6 protein-coding genes are annotated in these 19,094 nt (G+C 55.0%); all 6 read left to right on the top strand.

Annotation, left to right across the window (positions count from 1 at the left end; all coding sequences use genetic code 11):
• The first annotated feature begins 22 nt into the window (after positions 1-22).
• The 6 genes from STSP2_RS14545 to STSP2_RS14520 all read left to right on the top strand — a co-directional run bounded on the left by STSP2_RS14545 (position 23) and on the right by STSP2_RS14520 (position 19,027).
• A complete protein-coding gene (locus STSP2_RS14545; protein WP_146663460.1) occupies positions 23-4,414 on the top strand; it encodes a glycosyl hydrolase family 28-related protein in 4,392 nt (1,463 codons plus the stop codon).
• Positions 4,415-4,516: 102 nt separating this feature from the next.
• Positions 4,517-9,790: a lamin tail domain-containing protein gene (locus STSP2_RS14540; RefSeq protein ID WP_146663459.1), complete on the top strand. Its 5,274-nt coding sequence runs from the start codon at positions 4,517-4,519 to the stop codon at positions 9,788-9,790.
• Between the two features lie 61 nt (positions 9,791-9,851).
• Positions 9,852-11,957 carry a dockerin type I domain-containing protein gene (locus tag STSP2_RS14535; protein ID WP_146663458.1) on the top strand — a complete coding sequence of 702 codons (2,106 nt, stop codon included), beginning with the start codon at positions 9,852-9,854 and terminating at the stop codon, positions 11,955-11,957.
• A gap of 76 nt (positions 11,958-12,033) precedes the next feature.
• On the top strand, positions 12,034-14,982 hold the full coding sequence (locus tag STSP2_RS14530; protein ID WP_146663457.1) for a hypothetical protein: 2,949 nt from the start codon (positions 12,034-12,036) through the stop codon (positions 14,980-14,982).
• A gap of 81 nt (positions 14,983-15,063) precedes the next feature.
• Positions 15,064-16,071: an HAD family hydrolase gene (locus STSP2_RS14525; RefSeq protein WP_146663456.1), complete on the top strand. Its 1,008-nt coding sequence runs from the start codon at positions 15,064-15,066 to the stop codon at positions 16,069-16,071.
• Positions 16,072-16,075: 4 nt separating this feature from the next.
• Positions 16,076-19,027: an alpha-mannosidase gene (locus STSP2_RS14520; protein WP_146663455.1), complete on the top strand. Its 2,952-nt coding sequence runs from the start codon at positions 16,076-16,078 to the stop codon at positions 19,025-19,027.
• Positions 19,028-19,094 lie beyond the last annotated feature (67 nt).

The following is a 19,094-nucleotide window of genomic DNA, read 5'->3' as shown; positions in this document are numbered from 1 at the left end:
AACGTTTTCCGGAGAGTACGCAATGCATAGATGTTTGATTTTTACACTGATGCTTATGCTGTCGATCGGAACCCTGTCCACCGCCTCCACGGTGTGGGATCCGGCTTCCAACGGTATAACTCCTCCGGATACAGGCGACTGGGGCGTTGCAGCAAACTGGACCAACGGCCTGCCTTCCGACGTAACTGACGGCAAGGCACAGTTCAACCGAACCGATGCCGCCGAATGCCTCGTCACCGATTCCCAAACCTGCATCCTGTTCGTTCAGGGCGACAACGGCCCAGGCGGAGTCATCCGCGTCACTGACGGCGGAAGCATCACCACGGGTGCGAATTGGTCGGCCGTCGGATACAATAACACCGCACATACGATCGTCGAAACTGGCGGTACCATAAACTTCGGTAGTCACCTCTGGGTCGGACTCAATGCACCTTCAGTCGGAACCTTGGACATCAACGGCGGCACGGTCAACGTTGCTGGACAGATCGGACTGGGCTGGTCCAGCGGCACTGGTTATGTCAATGTTAATGCCGGCACGTTAAACCTCGACCGCTGGGACGCAACCAGTTCGATCAATGGAGATTCTGTCCTCGATATCTCCAACGGAACAGTGACGATAAACGGCGACGTCGTGGATGAGGCCAACGCTTACGCTTCCGCCGGAAAAATAACCGCTTTTGGCGGTGACGGCCAGATAGCCGCAGAATACGGCACCATTCCCGGCAAAACCACCATCACGGCCGTTCCAAGTGACAGCGGTGCGCCAACACCCAACCCCGCCACGTTCGATCTCAAGCCAGTTTCAACTGGCCCGGATACGATCACAATGACAGCCACGATCGGCAGTGACGACGACGGCCCGGTCGAATATTATTTCGACGAAACAACCGGCAATCCCGGCGGCGCGGACAGCGGCTGGATTACTTCCAACACCTATACCAATACAGGCTTATCCGCCGATACGACCTATACTTACACGGTAACAATGCGCGACAGCTACGGAACCGAGGGCACTGCCTCCGATCCGCAAAGCGTTTCCACCTGGTCATCAACCACAACAAGCATCGTCTGGGACACTTACGCAGCCTCCGCCGACTGGGGCACAGCGTCAAACTGGTCGCCCTATATTTCCGGAAGTCCCGAAGGCAATTTTAAATGCGTCTTCAACAGATCAGGCACCGCCGAGGCTGTTGTCACCGATGTGCATTATTTCAACCAGCTTGTTCAGGGCGACAATGGCGCCGCCGATGCTGGTGTGATTCGTGTAAAAGACGGCGGAAGCCTCAACACTGCTTCCGGCTGGTCTGGCATCGGATACAATCGCAAGGCAAAAATGATAGTAGAAGCCGGAGGGCAAGTCAACTTTGGCGGTCACCTGTGGGTCGGGCAAAATTCAGGCGGCGTCGGAACGCTTGATCTGCAAGGTGGAACGGTTAATGTGAAAGGCAGTTTTTCCCTCGGCTGGAGCGGCGGTACCGGCTACGCGAATATCAAAGACGGTGTACTCAATCTCAATCAATGGGCAGGCCTGGATGCCGTCAAGGGCAGTTCACACATGGACATCGAACACGGCCAGGTCGTCATAGGCGGCAGAAGTCAGACAGGCGTAGTAGATGAGCACGTCAAGGCCGGCAGAATTACAGCCTTCGGCGGCACCGGCCGGATCATTTATGACTACAACATTACAAACCCCGGCAAAACGACCATCCGCGCCATCGAAGGCGTCGACGGCGATGTCAACAGGGACGGCGGAGTCAACATGCTCGACCTGGCCGACCTTGCCGACGACTGGCTCACTGCCGACTGCGACAGCCCCGCCAATTTCGATGAATGGTGCCTTGTCGATTTCCATGATTTCGCATCGATCGCTGCCAACTGGCAAACCGGCGTTGCGACAAACTGGCACGTCGCTGACACAATATACATGACCGAAGACATCATCGTGACGCCATATCGGGCCGAAAACTTTGGCATCGTGGCCGACGGCGTGACAGATGTGACCGATGAAATTCAGGACGCACTGATCTTCATCGATAACATAGGCGGCGGCACACTCTTCTTACCGGCCGGCAACTACAAGGTCAGCGGCAACCTGACGATTCCCGGACGCGTCATGCTTCGCGGTGACTGGCAGCAGCCCCAGCCCGGCAGCCCCGTCGTAGGCACAGTTCTGCAGGCCTACGCAGGACGTGGCGACCAAAACGCCGCACCATTCATCGAACTGAGCGGCAGCTCGGGCATCAACGGCATCACGATCTGGTATCCCGAACAGACGCCCGATAACATTCAGCCATATCCGCCCACCATACACGGCGGAGGCAACACCGTCGAAAACGTCACTTTCGTAAACTCGTACTTTGCATTTACCACCTTCCGTGAAGGCACCACCGCAAGACCCTTCGTACGCAACGTCTATGGCACACCCCTCAAGACGGGTATCGAATTTGACTGCCTCGCGGATATCGGCAGGATGGAAACCGTCCATTTCTCGCCTGATTACTGGGCCGGATCGGGCCTTCCCAACGCACCGACCGCGGGCCAGCACGAATCATGGATCTACAACAATGGCACAGGCGTGATCGTTCGCCGCATCGACTGGTCGTATTCCTGCTACGTCACGGTCGAAGGTTACAGCATCGGTTTCGCACTTCGCCCGTCCCGCAACGACGGCAAGGTCCCGAACGGCCAATCTTACGCTTTCGACCTGATCGACTGCAAGACCGGCGTCCACATCGAGGCCAGCGCATACGCAGGTTACCAGTTCACCCGCTTCAATATCCAGGACGCACAGACCGGTGTCTACCTGGCATCGACCTCAAGCGAGACGGACATGTTCCACACCTGCACCATCAGCGCCTCCGGCGACGCGATCCTCAGCGATGGATCCGCAAAGGTGATGATAATGTCCTGTGACATCCAGCAGGGCCCCCTCGACATAAACGGCGGTTACCTGTCCGTGATCAACTCCAGCTTCGCCGATACAGCCTCAAACGATATCGAACTTGCCGGCAACGTTCGCGGAGCTTCCATCCTTGGCAATACATTCATCGGCGGCGCCCATATCGCCGACAACACAGCCTATCCGGTCCACATCGACCATACGCCTCTCGCGGTTGATCCGCTGCCTGCTTACGACTACCGCAAACCCGCTACTGTTTATCAACCCGCAAAAGCTGACCTGTTCGTCGTGACGGACCCACCTTACAACGCTGTCGCTGATGGCGTCACCGATAACACTGCCGCTTTCCAGTCTGCCCTCACAGCGGCCGATGCGAACGGCGGCGGAATCGTCTTCGTGCCCGGCGGCACATACCGCCTCGAAGGCACCTTGGTCGTCCCCTCCGGCGTTGAACTGAGAGGCGTCTATGACTGCCCCCACGGCACCAGCCAGAAGGGTAGCTTGCTGAACGTCTACGCCGGCCGCAACAACGCCAATGGCACGCCGTTCATCCAGCTCGAATCTGGCGCTGGCATCCGTGGCCTGAACTTCCATTACCCCGAGCAGATCTACGATGAAAACGATACCACCAACTACGGCATGGCACCATACCCCTTCCTCATACGGGGCCTTGGCTCGGATGTCTACGTGATCAACATCGCCGCCACGATTCCCTACCAGCTTCTCGACCTGGCGACCTACCGATGCGACCGACACTATATCGATTACATCATGTCCACCGCATTGAAGATCGGAATCCACGTCGGCAATGGTTCGACGGACGGCCAGATCCACAACTGTCAACTGAACCCATCCGCCTTCACGCACCAGGGATCCTACTACGAAAGCATCCCATACGGCACAGCGGATGATATCCATAAGATTCAGTGGCGGGATGCAACCCCATATCTGTTCGGCCATATGACCGGCCAGGTCCTGCATGAAAACTTCGTCTTCGGCGGTGCCAAAGGCGTCCATCTTGTCAATGAGAACGGTAACGGCCCGTCCGGCTACTGCATGGGAATGGGCGTCGACCAGTGCACCAACGCCATGCAGATCGACGACATCGGAAGCGGCGGACTTGACATGATCAATTCTCAGATCGTAACCGTAAACAGCACCTCCGGACGCTATCTCGAAACAGGCGCTTCGCTGATTGATACTTTCAGAATGTTCAGTTGCTCCGGTTGGGGCAGCCACCAGTACAGCGCGGTCATCAACGGCGGCGACGTACGGCTGCAGCTCTTCCACCTGGCACGCGATGGTGAAGCCGGTGCGTTCGCAGTACACAACACCGCCCAACTGGAAAGTCTCGGCGGCGACCTCAGAGATTACCTCGGTTCAGGCCGACCGTTCCTGACGATCGACGGTTCCGCATCTGCCGCATTCATCGGAAACGTAATCAATACCGACCCATCACAGATGCCGGCCAACACATCCAATGTGACCAGCATCGGCAATCTAAGGGTGCAGTAAGCATCCGCTGCTGCGTTGTCCGACCGGAGAGTCTCGAAAAGGAGCTTTTGCTAATTTAACTATTACTGCCAGTTATTTGAAACAGCCTTGCGAAGGTTAATTATGAAATCCAGATCTAATCTTTATTTCGTTGCCAAAGCGTGGTGCCTTGTCACTGCAGTTCTGCTGCTTGGCGGCTTCGCGCATAGCTGTTTCATCACCGGCGACCTCGATGGTGACTGTCGGGTTGGCATTGGCGATCTGGCACTCATGGCCTCGCAATGGCTCAACCCCACCTCATGTGAAAACGAAACCGGTCTCACCCTGCATTGGAAACTGGACGAAAGCATCGGATCAAACGCCGCCGACTCGTCATCGTCAGGCTATCAGGGGGCGGTCAACGGTGCCAGTTGGAATCCACATGGCGGCCGGTTAGCCGGAGCCCTGGAGTTTGACGGGGTCGATGACTTCGTGCAAACCGATCCGACTGAGTTCATGGGTCTTACAGGGACTGTGCCTCGAACATGTACAGCATGGATAAAGACAAGCCGGGCCGGGGGAGGTATCATGGCCTGGGGATCCAGTGTCGACACCGCCTTGTGGCTGGTATGGATTGATGAAACAGGCGTGCTTCGTGTCGATGTGGGCGGGGGTCATGTCGTGGGGACGACCGTCTTGACTGATGATCTCTGGCACCATGTAACCGTAGTATCGGACGGCTCCACAACCGATGATATTTCCCTTTACGTGGATGGCAAACTTGAACCGGTCAGGGATGTACTTAGCCAGTCAGTCAATACCTGGGCGGTGACCGCCATGAAAATTGGAAAGTACTATTCAACCGAAAAACTTTTTGAGGGACTCATTGACGATGTGCGGATTTATAACCGCGTTCTGAGCATGCAGGAAGTCTGGAACCTTGCGGCGACCGCCACAATTGACATCAACTGTGCGGATCTCAACCTCGATGAGACGGTCGATCTGCAAGATCTCGTTTACATGTCCCAGGGCTGGGGAGAAGAGAGCCCGCCGATCCTGATCAATGAGTTTCTGGCCGATAACGAAAGCAAATCCCCGCTGGAAAACGGCGAGCTTCTGGACGGAAATGGTGAGTCTTCCGATTGGATCGAGCTGCACAATAATTCCGAAATAACACTCGACATCAGTGGATGGTATCTTACTGATGACGCGGGCCTGAAGACCAAGTGGCAGTTTCCTGCGTCGACTGTTATTCAGCCGGGCGAATACCTGATCGTTTTTGCTTCCGGCAAAACACAGCCCGAGAATCCCGGCAATTATCCCTATGTGGATCCTGCCGGATTTCTCCATACAAATTTCAAGCTGTCCAAAGATGGCGAGTACCTGGGACTGATCGACAACGACGGAGTGACTCCGGTCCATGAATACAACCATTTCGATATGGGTAAAGGCGAGCGCGGCTACCCGGCCCAGGAGGCCGACATCTCATACGGCTATTACTACGGTGAGGTCCGTTATTTTTCAGCACCTACACCGGGCGCCGACAATGCCAAAAATACCTTTGAGGCTTTTGTCGAAAAGCCGGAAGTTAACATCAAGGGCGGCTGCTATATGAGCCCGGTTAGCGTGTCCATGACCTGCGATACTCCCAGCGCCATCATCCGTTATACGACCGATGGAACCCTGCCAACACTTACGAACGGTTGGGATTATACCGCACCGATAACCGTAAACCAAACAACCACCGTTCTGGCCAGGGCATTTAAGCCGGGATTCCAGCCTTCCAAAACACGGATCGACACCTATATCTTCGTTGATCCGGCCGTGTCCCCCTCGAATACCAACCTGCCGATCGTTGTGGTTGACACGCTCGGAGTATCTATCCCCTCCGATCGGGTAAACAAACCGTATATTGACTGCCGAACCGTAATCATCGATGTCGATGAAGCCACCGGACGCGCAGAGATCACCGGACCTGAAGACTTCGAAGGCTGGGCCATGATTCGCAGACGCGGAGAAAGCACCTATAATTCAGGGCACTACGCGATTGAGATTCAGGATGAATATCGCGAGGATAAAAAAGTTTCGCTCCTGGGCATGCCGGATGAATCGGACTGGATACTCTCCTGGGACGTGATTGACTACACAATGATGAAGAACGAGATGGCCTTCAAATGGTTCCGAGACATGGGCCACTACGCCCCGCGTCAGCGATATGTTGAACTCTATTTGAACACCGATGGCGGCGCCGTCTCGTCAGCCGATTACCAGGGACTGTTCATACTTCGGGAAAAGATCAAACGTGATCAGAACCGGGTGGATATCGCCCGGCTGGATGCCTCCCACAATCTGGAACCGAAGGTATCAGGCGGATATATCGTTAAATCCGACAAATATGATGACGGCAGCGTGCTTCTGGCGGATGGCCCGGACGGACTCGTGGACCCTGATTACCTCGAAGCCTCGCCATACGGCATCCAGGTCACCGGGGCGGGTAAACCGATCGTAGACGAACCCGAGTTTCCGGAAATCACACAACCTCAGATCAACTGGATCGCTGGCTTTCTTAATGAAACCAGTTCAGTGCTCTGGCAGAATACCTCCAGCACCTTCTACCCGGGTCCCCACGCCGTGTACGCGGACTACATCGATGTGGTTTCCTGGATCGATCACGGGCTGCTCGAACAGATCTGCAGTGATTCGGACGCCTTCTGGGGTAGCTACTACACTCACAAGGACCGCACCGGAAAGATACATTCGGGCCCGCCGTGGGATTACGACCGAGGCTTCCATAATAATTCAGGTACCTATGATCAGCCAACCTACGTATGGAAAACGAACGGCTCGATTTTTGGTAAGTGGCATCAGAAAATGCAGGAAGATCCTGAATACAGACTCATGGTTGCCGATCGCTGGTTCGAACATCGCGAAAAAGTCTTAAGTACCGATGAAACCATGGCCTACATTGATCAAACGGCTGCCATGATAAGCGAGGCGAGGTCACGGCCTAGGAAATACTACCCAAATTCCTTCGATACGGAAATCGCACTCTTTAAGGACTGGATCACCAGCCGCTTCGACTGGCTGGATGGGTATATTGCGTCTCAGTTTGGGGCTGTCCCTCCAATTCTAAGTCCATCAGGTGGTTATCTCAGTCCGGGCGGCTCGATTTATCCCCGTACGCCCGCTGGGGCTTCAGGAAATATTTACTATACCCTGAACGGTGAGGACCCGCGTCTCAAGGGCGGCGCCGTCAATCCCGACGCCCAGCTTTACATCGAACCCGATGATTCAACCGTTGAAACACTCGTTTCAGAAGATGCGCCCAAGGCAGTTCTGGTACCCGGTAACGACATCGGAATGAACTGGACCGGCGGAGCAGAACCCTATGACGACTCCGCCTGGACACACGGAACGCCAACAACCGGCGTTACCGTCGGCGGAGTGGGCTATGATGAGAGGACGACGTATAAAGATTACATTACCTACGATGTTGAAACGTTGATGAGCGATGTCAGGCAGACCTGTTACATCAGGATACCATTCACAGCGGTGGCTGATCAGGTTGCAAATGCTCTTTCAATGACACTGCGTATGCGATATGACGATGGATTCAGGGCTTACTTGAATGGCGCGGAAATTGCATCCGCCAACGCTCCCATATCGCCGAGTTGGGATGATGGCGCGACCGGCCTGCACGGTGATTCCTCTGCGGTTACGCAGATCGATTTTGATTGCTCCGAACATCTCAGCCATCTTCAGGCCGGAGACAACATTTTAGCAATTCGCGGTTTTAACCGGGGCCTTGGCAGCTCGGACTTTTTAATTTCCGCCCAACTCGTTCTCGAGGTCGCCGCAACAGGTTCGCCGGTTACGCTTGAAAAGAGTACCTGTGTAAAAGCTCGTGTGAGAACCGACGGAGAATGGAGCGCGCTGAACAGGGAAACCTACGCCGTTGGACCGGTCCTTGAAAGCCTGCGGATTTCCGAGATCATGTATCATCCGTCCGATACGAATACCGAATTTATCGAACTGCAAAATGTCGGGGACGATGCGATCAATCTGAACTTAGTTCACTTTACCGATGGGGTTGACTTTGTCTTCGGCGACTATACGCTCGCTGCCGGCGAATATGTCCTTATTGTCGAGAACCGGGCGGACTTTGAGGCTCGGTACGGCTCTGACCTGCCCGTCGCCGGCCAGTATGTCGGTGCTCTGGACAACGCAGGTGAAGAGATTGTCCTTCGGGATGCGATCGGCGCTGAGATCCATGATTTTGACTACAATGACAGTTGGTATGAATTGACTGACGGCATAGGATATTCACTCACGATGGTCGATCCGGCCGCAACTGATCCCAATCTGTGGGATACCAAAGCAGGATGGCGATCAAGTCTTTACACTGGCGGCTCCCCTGGAACGGCCCCGCATGCCGTCATAGCAGCAGATAGCATCATTTTTAACGAATTACTCGCCCACTCTCATGGTGCTGATGCCGACTGGATCGAACTATATAACACAACTGAACAGGAAATTAATATCGGCGGCTGGTTCCTGACTGATGACGATTCTGATCCAAACACAATACGAAAATACCAGATACCAGATAATACCGTGATTGCTTCAGGCGACTACATGGTATTCGAAGAACATTCGTCTTTCGGCGACCCAACCGGGACTGGAAGCAATTTGCCCTTTGGTCTCAGCGAAGGAGGAGAGACGGTGTACCTCTATTCCGGGCAGGGCGGAGAAGTCACCGGCCTGTATCAGACCCAGCAGACGTTTGATGCCTCTGAAACGGGCGTCACGTTCGGCCGTTACCAGAAGGCCGAACTGTCCGGCGGGTATGATTTTGTTCGCCAGAGTTCACTGACACCGGGTGCTGCTAATGACGGCCCTCTCATTCCGGAAGTTGTTATCACCGAGATTTATTACAAACCGCCTTCCGGAGCCGACTATGAGTTTGTTGAGCTGTACAACCGCTCGGGTTCCGCGGTCACGCTCGAGACCGAAGCTAAGACCGAAACCTCACCGGGCGTCTTTTTCACAGAAGATATCCCCTGGCGATTGGAGGGCACCGGCTATGAGTTCCCCGCCGGCGTGACCATTCCGCCATACAGTTACATAATTGTGGCCAGAAATCCGGCCAATTACAGTTCCGCACTCTGCCCCGTGTACGGCCCTTACGACGGCAAATTGGACAATGGCGGCGAGGAAATCGAGATACAGATCCCAGGTGACCAGGAATACGGCAAGGCACGCTACTGGATGCCGATCGAAAAGATAGACTATGACGATGCCCCACCATGGCCGACCAGTGCCGATGGCGGCGGGCACTCGCTCCATCGTCAAAATTTCGACACTTATGGCCGTGATCATTCAAACTGGGAGGCAGCCTCACCGTCGCCGGGATATTGACAGTTTTGTGCACCGCGGACCAATAGCGGTGATTGACTCTTGCGTTATTTAGGAAATGATGATGAAACGATTATTAATAGTTTTAATGTATCTGGCTTTTTGTACCCCCTGCGTTTTAGGCGATACGGACTGGACCAACGACGGCGTTGACCGAGCCTGGGGCAATCCGGCGAATTGGAACAACGGACTGCCTGCAAGTACCGCTAAGACAGCAGTGAGAGGTAATTTTGCTGATGACGGCCCCGTAATCTATTCGGGCACCGACGCCTTCACGAAGGAACTAGTCGTCGGCGACTGGTCCAGCCCATCTGACTCTGTAGAAATAAAGGCCGGTTCTCTGACAGTCGACAGTTGGTTCATTTTAGCTTATGGTTCCAACAATGAGGGCACATTCAATGTAAATGGCGGCACCACCACCTGTCGCCAGAAACTTTCGGTTGGAAGAGATGGCGTCGGCCGTATAAACATGACCGACGGCGTCATTACCGTAGCCGGCACCCTGGGTCTCGCCACCAACGGCGGAACAGGCCGCATCCAGTTGGACGGCGGCACCATCACCTGCGGCTCGCTCAATATTACCGCCGGTGGGTATGTTGATATTACAGCCGGTACTCTGGTCGTCGATGGAAATGTTTCATCAGCGATTGGCGATTACATAAACGCTTCCCAGATCACCGCCTACGACGGAACCGGCACGGTACACTATGATTACCATATGACAAATCCTTACAAAACGACCGTCTGGGCAGAGCCTCAACAAATGGGAAACGGCGATGTTGACGGCGATGGTTACGTAAATGAGACGGACATGATGTTGTTCCTGGCCCAATGGCTCGACCCAAACCCTGATCCCGATGCAGACTTTACAAATGATGGTAATGTTGATATGAATGATTTTTCAATACTGGCCAAAAACTGGCACCACAACGAATACAGCCGAACACTCACAGGCAAGATCATGTGCGGCTATCAAGGCTGGTTCAACGCTCCGGGCGATGGTGCCAACCGCGGATGGGTCCACTGGGGCACCAGCAATCGATTCGAACCCGGCTACTGCACCGTGGACTGGTGGCCCGACATGAGCGAGCTCGACCCGGATGAAAAGTTTGCGACCGGTTTCAAGTACGCAGACGGCAGCACCGCCTCCGTTTTCAGCTCCTTCAACGAAAAAACCGTGCTCAGACATTTCTCGTGGATGGACGAATACGGCATCGACGGTGTCTTTCTCCAGCGGTTTGTAAGTGAAACGACCCCCGGTTCGACTGCCCGCAATCACCGCGACCAGGTCATGCTCCACTGCCGAAAGGGCGCCAATCTCCATAAACGCGCCTGGGCGATGATGTACGACCTCAGCAGCTCACTGACCGGCCCGCAGTTGAAACAGAAAGTCATCGACGACTGGAAGCACCTCGTTGACACGTACCGCCTAACACAGGACCCCGCGGACTCGGCCTACCTCCACCACAACGGAAAACCCGTAGTCGCCGTCTGGGGACTGGGCTTTAACCGTTCCTACGAAGGACAGGACACCTACGACATCATAAACTTCCTCAAGAATGATCCCGTCTACGGCGGCTGTACCGTCATGATCGGTGTCGACAATGAATGGCGCTACCGTAAGAACACTGACGCGTGGTTTGGGCAGATCGTCGATCTTGCCGATATCATCAGCCCCTGGGCGGTCGGCCGATACGGAAGCATATATCAAGGCGAACTCAATAACTTCACCTCCAACTATACCGTCCCGGACCAGTCCTGGTGCAATACCAACGGCAAGGATTACCTGCCCGTCGTCTTCCCCGGCTTCAGTTGGCAGAATCTCAAAGGCGAAAAATGGGATCATATCCCTCGCCTCGGCGGACGTTTCCTGTGGCGTCAATACTACAAAGCCATCAACGACGCCGGCGCGACCATGATCTACCAGGCCATGTTCGACGAGGTCGATGAGGGAACCGCGATCTTCAAGGTTACCAACAATCCGCCGGTTGAAGAACAACCCTACAGTGTGTACTCCAACCCCTTCTTGCCCACCGGCAATGCTCAATATGCGCCCTACGACTTCAGCGACGCTTCATTGCCAAGCGACCATTACCTCTGGCTCGTGGGCCAGGGCACAAGAATGCTCCGAGGAGAAATACCGCTATCCGAAACATTGCCGTCGCGGTGATAATATCCGGTGTATCAATAACTGATGTAAATTTAAAAAACGTTTTTCTAGCTTGAAAATGACAGAGCAACCGACAATGAATAAGCAAATACAAATATTTGCAACAGCTATAGTGTCACTGTCCCTTCTTATCGGCACCGCCTTTGCGGATGTGGACTGGACCAATTCAGGCACTGACCGACTCTGGCGCAACTCCGCAAACTGGCAGGACAGCACCGGTACAAATCGCGTCCCCGATTCGACCGACAAGGTAGCGATTCGGCAGGGCGGCGATGGCCCCGTCATCGACTCAGGCACGACTGCTTTGACCAAAGAACTCGTCGTCGGCGACTGGTCCAGTTCCTCCGACAGTATCACAATAACCGGCGGCTCCCTCACGACCGACAGTTGGTTCATTCTGGGTTACGGATCCAGCAACGAAGGCGTATTCAACATCAGCGGAGGCACCATCACGTGTCGCTCTAGCCTCACCGCTGGAAGAGAAGGCACCGGCCGCATAAACATGACCGCAGGCACGCTCATCGTCACCGGCACCCTGGGCCTCGCCACCAACGGCGGCACCGGCCGAGTCCAGCTAAATGGCGGCACCATAACATGCAGCTCGCTCACCATTTCAGCCGGCGGTACAATGGACATAGCCGACACCGGCAAGCTGTTGATCGATGGCGACGCGCTCACAACCGTCAACAGCTACATATCCGACGGCCGGCTCACCGGCTTCGACGGCCTGGGCACCCTGTCCGTCGACTACAACATCACCACCCCCGGCAAAACGACGATCGTTGCCAACACACCCGAAAAAGCCGCCAACCCCTCCCCCGGCAACGGCGCAGTCGGCGTCAGCACCATAACTGACCTCACCTGGACAGCCGGCGCCAACGCAGTCTCACACAACGTCTATTTCGGCACCGACCCCACACCCGACCAAACCGAGTTCCAGGCCAGCCGGACCGAAACGACCTTCGACCCCGGCACACTCGACCTGAACACGACCTACTACTGGCGAGTCGACGAGATCAACCCCGATCACCCCGACAGCCCATGGAAAGGCGTCACGTGGAGCTTCAAAACGCAAACCACCGGTTCAGCCGGTAAGATCGTTTACCCCTGGCGATCCACTACCGCCATCGCAAAAGCGGGCCAGGCTTTCGACGTCTGGTTCGACGCCGACCCCGGACAGATCGTCAACACCGTAGAACTGCAGGGCCCGTACCACACTGTTAACCCATCCCACAGCACCGTCACCGGCAACTGGGTCTACGACCAGATGTCCGGCAACAGATATGACACCCGCATCACAGTCACCGTTCCACCCAACGCCCCGGCAGATCGCTACGACCTTGTACTGAGAACATCATTAGGCAGCGTCGCCTCTTACGGCGCCGTCAAGGTGGTAACGGACTACAAAGACAGCTACTACATAATGCACATGTCCGACGGACACCTCTACCAGTACAACCACGACACCGACGTTCTGCTGGCCCGCAAATCGGCTATGATCGACATCGCAAACATCATTGATGCCCAGATCATCATCGAGACCGGCGACAACATGTACAACGTCCGAAACCATCCGGAAAGAGAGGTTTACTATTTCCTGGGCAACGATGCCCTCGGAACCAAGGGAATGGCCGACGCCTCCGCTGCGACCTTCCTGGTTCCTGGTGACCACGATGCACTGATCGCAAATGACTGGCCGCAGGCAACTGAGCAGGAGAACGCTGACTTCTTCAACGATTACTGGGGCCTGCAAAGTTCCTGCTTCAAATACGGCAACGGCCGGTTCATGCCCCTCAACAATGCTTGGGCCGTTTCAACAAGCAGCGCAAAGAACCACCAGTACCAGATCGACCAGGCCGTCGCCTGGCTCAACGGCCAAGGCTCAGGCGGCAACTTCTTCTTAACCGCTGGTCACTGCTACGACAAGATGCATGAGTTCGTTGACGATCATAGTCCTCTGGACCTCGTACTCGCTGGTGACAAACACCATGTGGGAACGAGCAACCCATATCCGTTCGATGACGGCAGTCCTGAAGTGGCATACATAGCACGTTCGATCAGGGATCACTTCGAATTCAACTTGTTCGAAGTCAATAACACTGCCGGAACATTCACTACACCCTCAGGAACAAACTCTGTTACAAGCGTACTTTACAGCGGAAACCAGGATACACCCTCAACATGGGTGTCAAATCTCGAACTCAACTACACCAAGCCCAACGACGGATCAGCCTCGACCAACTCCGCCGAGTTTGTAAACCGGTTCAGCTTCCCCATCAACGGCGCACGCGTACGCTTTGTCATGCCCAAAGGCACGACTTACGGCGTTTCCGCCGGCACGATCGACCAGCAGTTTGACGGTGATCAATACCGCATCGTGGATGTAAATATCGATCTCAACGCAAGCACCACGACCACCCTGGACATAGCGCCCGCGCAAGTTCCCATCGGCGCCTCGGCCAAAGGAGAACATCCAGACAACGGCGAAACCGCAGACAAAGCCTTCGACGGCGACCCCCAAACTAAGTGGCTGGACTTCTCACCGACCAATAGCTGGGTCCAGTGGCGGTATGCCGACGGCACAACCGTAGCCGCGACCGATTACGCACTCACCTCCGCAAATGATCACCCCGATCGCGACCCCAGCGACTGGAACCTGCTTGGCTCCAACGACGGCGGCCTGCAGTGGCAAATCCTGGATTCAAGAACGGACGAAACCTTCACCAGCCGCTTCCAGAGACGCCGTTTCTCAATTGACACCCCCGACTCATATAACATCTATCGACTGGAGATCGCCGAAGTCGCAGACGTTACAACCGCGATCGCTGTTCAGCTTGCGGAAATGGAATTGCTTGTCTGCCTTGGACCGGCCGATCTGGATTGCGACAACGATGTCGACCTGCAGGACGTATCCTCCCTGGCTCAGGATTGGCTGACGGAAGATTCACCGGCCGATATCGCCCAGCCCAAGGACGGCCGGGTGGACCTGCTGGATTTCGCGGTCCTCTCAAACGAATGGTTGTAGAAAAAAGATGGCAAGTCGAAATTATCAAACAAATTGCAATCGCCGACTAAAATGAAAAGCCTGTCAGATAAACATTCAAACATGACAACATTTGCATCTCTAAACAGCGAAGAATACATTCGTTGCTTAGGCCCTAATGCAAAGAACGAAGACTTTGCGCCCCTCGCCTCGACCAGCGATGCAAAATTTCATACGGGCATCGGTGGCGTAAACTACATCTGCCAAACCGGCGACGGAAAAGTGGAATTCATATTTTTTGATTCTCATGTCCTCGCCTACGTAAATTCTGCGTTGGGCTACCCGGCCTACTACCCCATTCAGCCTGTCGAAATAAAGAAGCCGACCAGAGCGGTGCTTATGGACCTTGATGGTACAAGCGTTCGAAGCGAAGGCTTCTGGATTTGGATCATTCAAATGACCACAGCTTCGCTCCTCGACAAACCCGAATTCGAGCTCAGTGACGAGGACCTGCCCTTCGTTTCGGGCCACAGCGTCTCCGAGCACCTCCAATACTGTATTGACAAGTATTGCCCCGACAAAACGATCGAACAGGCACGCGACTATTACTTCGAACACACCCACCGCGAAATGAACGAGATAATGAACGGTCGCGGCAGAACAGACGCCTTCGTCCCCACCCCGGGGCTAAAGAACTTCCTCTGCGAACTGAAATCACGCAAGATAAAAATTGGTCTGGTGACCTCAGGCCTGTACGAAAAGGCCTGGCCGGAGATAGTCTCGGCCTTCAAGACACTGAACATGCCCGACCCAAAAGAATTCTACGACGCAATCATTACAGCAGGCTTCCCGCTCAGAAAAGGCTCTGTAGGAACCTTAGGAGAACTCTCACCCAAGCCCCATCCGTGGCTCTACGCAGAAGTCGCGCGCGTGGGACTGGGCATCGAGCCTCAGAATAATACTCAGGTCATAGGTATCGAAGACAGCAGCGCAGGAGTTTGTGCCATACGCCTTGCAAACTTCCCTGTCGTAGGCTTGGCAGGCGGCAATATCGCCCAAAGCGGTACCTTGGGACTCTGCCATCATCACTGCAATGACTTAAACCAGATTTTGAAAATCATCGGGGATTAAAATAATGGAAATAATAAGTGGTAAAAACAAACAAGCCGGTAGAAAAAAAATAAAGCCATACTCGCATGGACTCATAAACAAAATAAGCAAGACGCAGCCTCTTCAGCAGTGTCACTTCATTTCAAATACCCATTGGGACCGCGAGTGGCGGTTCTCGATGCAGCGAACCAGACACATGCTCGTGTACATGATGGACATGCTGTTGGACATCTTCGAAAAGGAGCCGCAGTTCAAGTCGTTCCACCTCGACTCCCAGACTATCCCTCTTCGCGACTATCTTGAGATCCGACCCGAAAAAGAGCAAACCGTCCGACAGCTCATCAAGGACAAAAAACTTCTCGTCGGCCCCTGGTTCTGCCTGCCGGATGAATTCTCCGTGGCTGGCGAATCCCTCATCCGCAACCTCCTGCTCGGCCACAAGATTGCCGGCGAAATGGGCCATGTCAGCAAGACCGGCTACTCTCCGTTCGGCTGGGGACAGATATCCCAGATGCCGCAGATCTACAAATCATTCGGCATCGAGTTCGCGGCATTCTACAGAGGCGTCAACACCGAACAGTCCCCCAACTCAGAATACATATGGCAGGGGGCTGACGGCACCCGTATCGTCGGCTCCCGTCTCTCCATGCGCCCGCGATACAATGTCTGGTACGTCATCCAGCGTCCCGCATACTGGCAGCAGCAAGACGAGGACAGCCGCGTCGTTCCCTGGAACTCCGGCAACGGTCCCTTCAAATTCGTCGGCGACCTTTACAGCCAATTCGACGCTCAGTACGCTCGTCCCAAATTCGGCTACGACCCAGCATCGATCCCCGCCCGCGCCAAACAGGCCATGCAGGAACAGGACGGCGACTGGACAACTCCCCACCGTTTCTGGTCCTGCGGCCACGATTCTTCCTGCCCCGACATCCGAGAGGTCAGGATGATCGAGGACTGCAATAAGGCCCTCCAGGGCAACGCCGAAGTGATCCACAGCACCTTCGAAGAGTTCCAGAAACAGGTCCTTGAAAACGTCAATCTCGACGACCTGCCCGTCTGCAAGGGCGAGATGCGATACTATTCCGACTCCAAGGCCACCAGCCCGCTGTTCGGCGGAGTGATCTCGGCTCGCATGGACATCAAGATGGACAACTTCAGGACCGAACGAGAGCTGATCCGGTACGCCGAACCGCTGGCCGTTTACGCTTCCATGCTCGGCGCAGAATACCCCCAGCAGTTCCTCGCCCACGCATACGAATGGCTGCTGCAGAACCACGGCCACGATTCCATCGGCGGTTGCAGCCGTGCCGTTGTCAGTGAGGACATGCTTTTCCGCACCCGCCAGTGTCGCGAGATCGCCGGCTGCGTCTCCGAACGGGCTCTGCTCGATATTGCCGGCACCCTCGACTACGCCGCACATGAAGACGAGTCCATCGCCTTGCTGGTCTACAACCCCGCCCCATTCAAGCGAGACGAAGTCGTCTCGCTGAACCTCGAGATCCCGCGTGAAGCCGGGTCCGGCTCATTCGAGATCGTGGACGTACACGGACGCAAGGCCGATGTGCAGGTGCTCGGATCCTCCGAATCGTTCCAGGTCGTTCAGTCACCCAACGACACAGCCAACAATTTCCTGACCACACAATACCGCGCCAGGGCCGCGCTGAAGAATATCCCCCCAGCCGGCTACACGACTTTCTTCGTCCGGCCGATCAGCGCAGAGGATACCGTTCAGCCCCGGCCCGCCACAATGGTCACAGGCACCAACACGATGGAAAACGAATACCTCCGCGTAGCCATCCAAGGCAACGGCACAATGACGATTACCGACAAGCGAACCGGAAAAGTGTTCGAACGCATGGGATACTTCACCGACACAGCCGAAGTCGGCGACCCCTGGCAGCACCGGGATGTTGAAGCTAAGCAGGACTTTACGACAATAAACGAAAGCGCACAGATCACCCTGATTCGCGAAGGCGCCCTCGAAACCGTCTATCAAATTGCTATCGACTGGTCGCTGCCTGCCTGCCGTACCGCCGATGATAGTGCCCGCAGCAGGCACTTCAAAACCGTCCATATCGAAAACACGATCACGCTGCGCAAGGGCCAGTCATGGGTAGACATCGTGACCGAAGTCGACAACACCGTCGAAGATCACCACCTCCAGGTCGCCTTCCCAAGCGGCATCACGGCCGATACCACCTTCGCCCAAAGCCAGTTTGACGTAGCCGAACGCCCCGTCAAGATCACATACTCGGATAACTGCCTCGAGACCCCGCAGGCCGAACAGCCCATGAACTCATTTATCGATATCTCCGACGGAACCCACGGCCTTGCACTCTTGAACGAGGGCATGAAAGCCTACGAAGCGACCGATCAGACTCAGCCCGAACTGCGCCTCACACTGCTTCGCTGTTTCCCGCTGCGTATCTGCGTCACCCAGGAAATGACCGACTACAGTCAGATCGACAAGAGCTCGCAGTGCCTCGGCAGACATAAGTTCCACTATGCAGTCATGCCCCACCAGGGCGACTGGGAAAAAGCTGACCTCTGGAATGCTGCTGAAAAGTTCAACCTGCCGCTGGTCATAGGCCAGACCGCTCCGACCGAAAATGGCACAGAACCGCTCAAAAAGTCCTTCCTTGAGATTTCCGATGAGCGTATCGCCGTCTCTGCCGTCAAACAAAGCGAGCAAGGCAGCGGATGGGTCGTCCGTCTGTTCAATCCCTCCTCAGCAGCTATCCGGACTAAAATACGGCTCAACGGTGGAATGGCTGATTTCCCATCGTCACCAAGCCCCATTGAAAGACTCAAGAACGAAATGGCTCTCCCAGGCACCGGTAAGCAGCCCTGGACAAGGGCACGGACCGTGAACCTGGAAGAACTACCCGAAAAAGAACTTGCACTGGACGAGGCTGGCTGGTGTAATCTTGAAATAAGGCCCAAGGAGATTAAGACGCTGGAATTCCTTGTACACTGACTTCGAGTAAATGTGTAATTAAACATTACCGGAGGCATTGTCGGGAAATGTCTATATATAGACGCGA

The organism is Anaerohalosphaera lusitana, from assembly GCF_002007645.1.
GTDB classification, from domain to species: Bacteria; Planctomycetota; Phycisphaerae; order Sedimentisphaerales; family Anaerohalosphaeraceae; genus Anaerohalosphaera; species Anaerohalosphaera lusitana.
This window is presented reverse-complemented; position numbering and strand designations above follow the sequence as displayed.

Coding starts and splice junctions, on each gene's coding strand:
- STSP2_RS14545 (WP_146663460.1), top strand. CDS start 23: ATGCATAGATGTTTGATTTTTACACTGATGCTTATGCTGTCGATCGGA.
- STSP2_RS14540 (WP_146663459.1), top strand. CDS start 4,517: ATGAAATCCAGATCTAATCTTTATTTCGTTGCCAAAGCGTGGTGCCTT.
- STSP2_RS14535 (WP_146663458.1), top strand. CDS start 9,852: ATGAAACGATTATTAATAGTTTTAATGTATCTGGCTTTTTGTACCCCC.
- STSP2_RS14530 (WP_146663457.1), top strand. CDS start 12,034: ATGAATAAGCAAATACAAATATTTGCAACAGCTATAGTGTCACTGTCC.
- STSP2_RS14525 (WP_146663456.1), top strand. CDS start 15,064: ATGACAACATTTGCATCTCTAAACAGCGAAGAATACATTCGTTGCTTA.
- STSP2_RS14520 (WP_146663455.1), top strand. CDS start 16,076: ATGGAAATAATAAGTGGTAAAAACAAACAAGCCGGTAGAAAAAAAATA.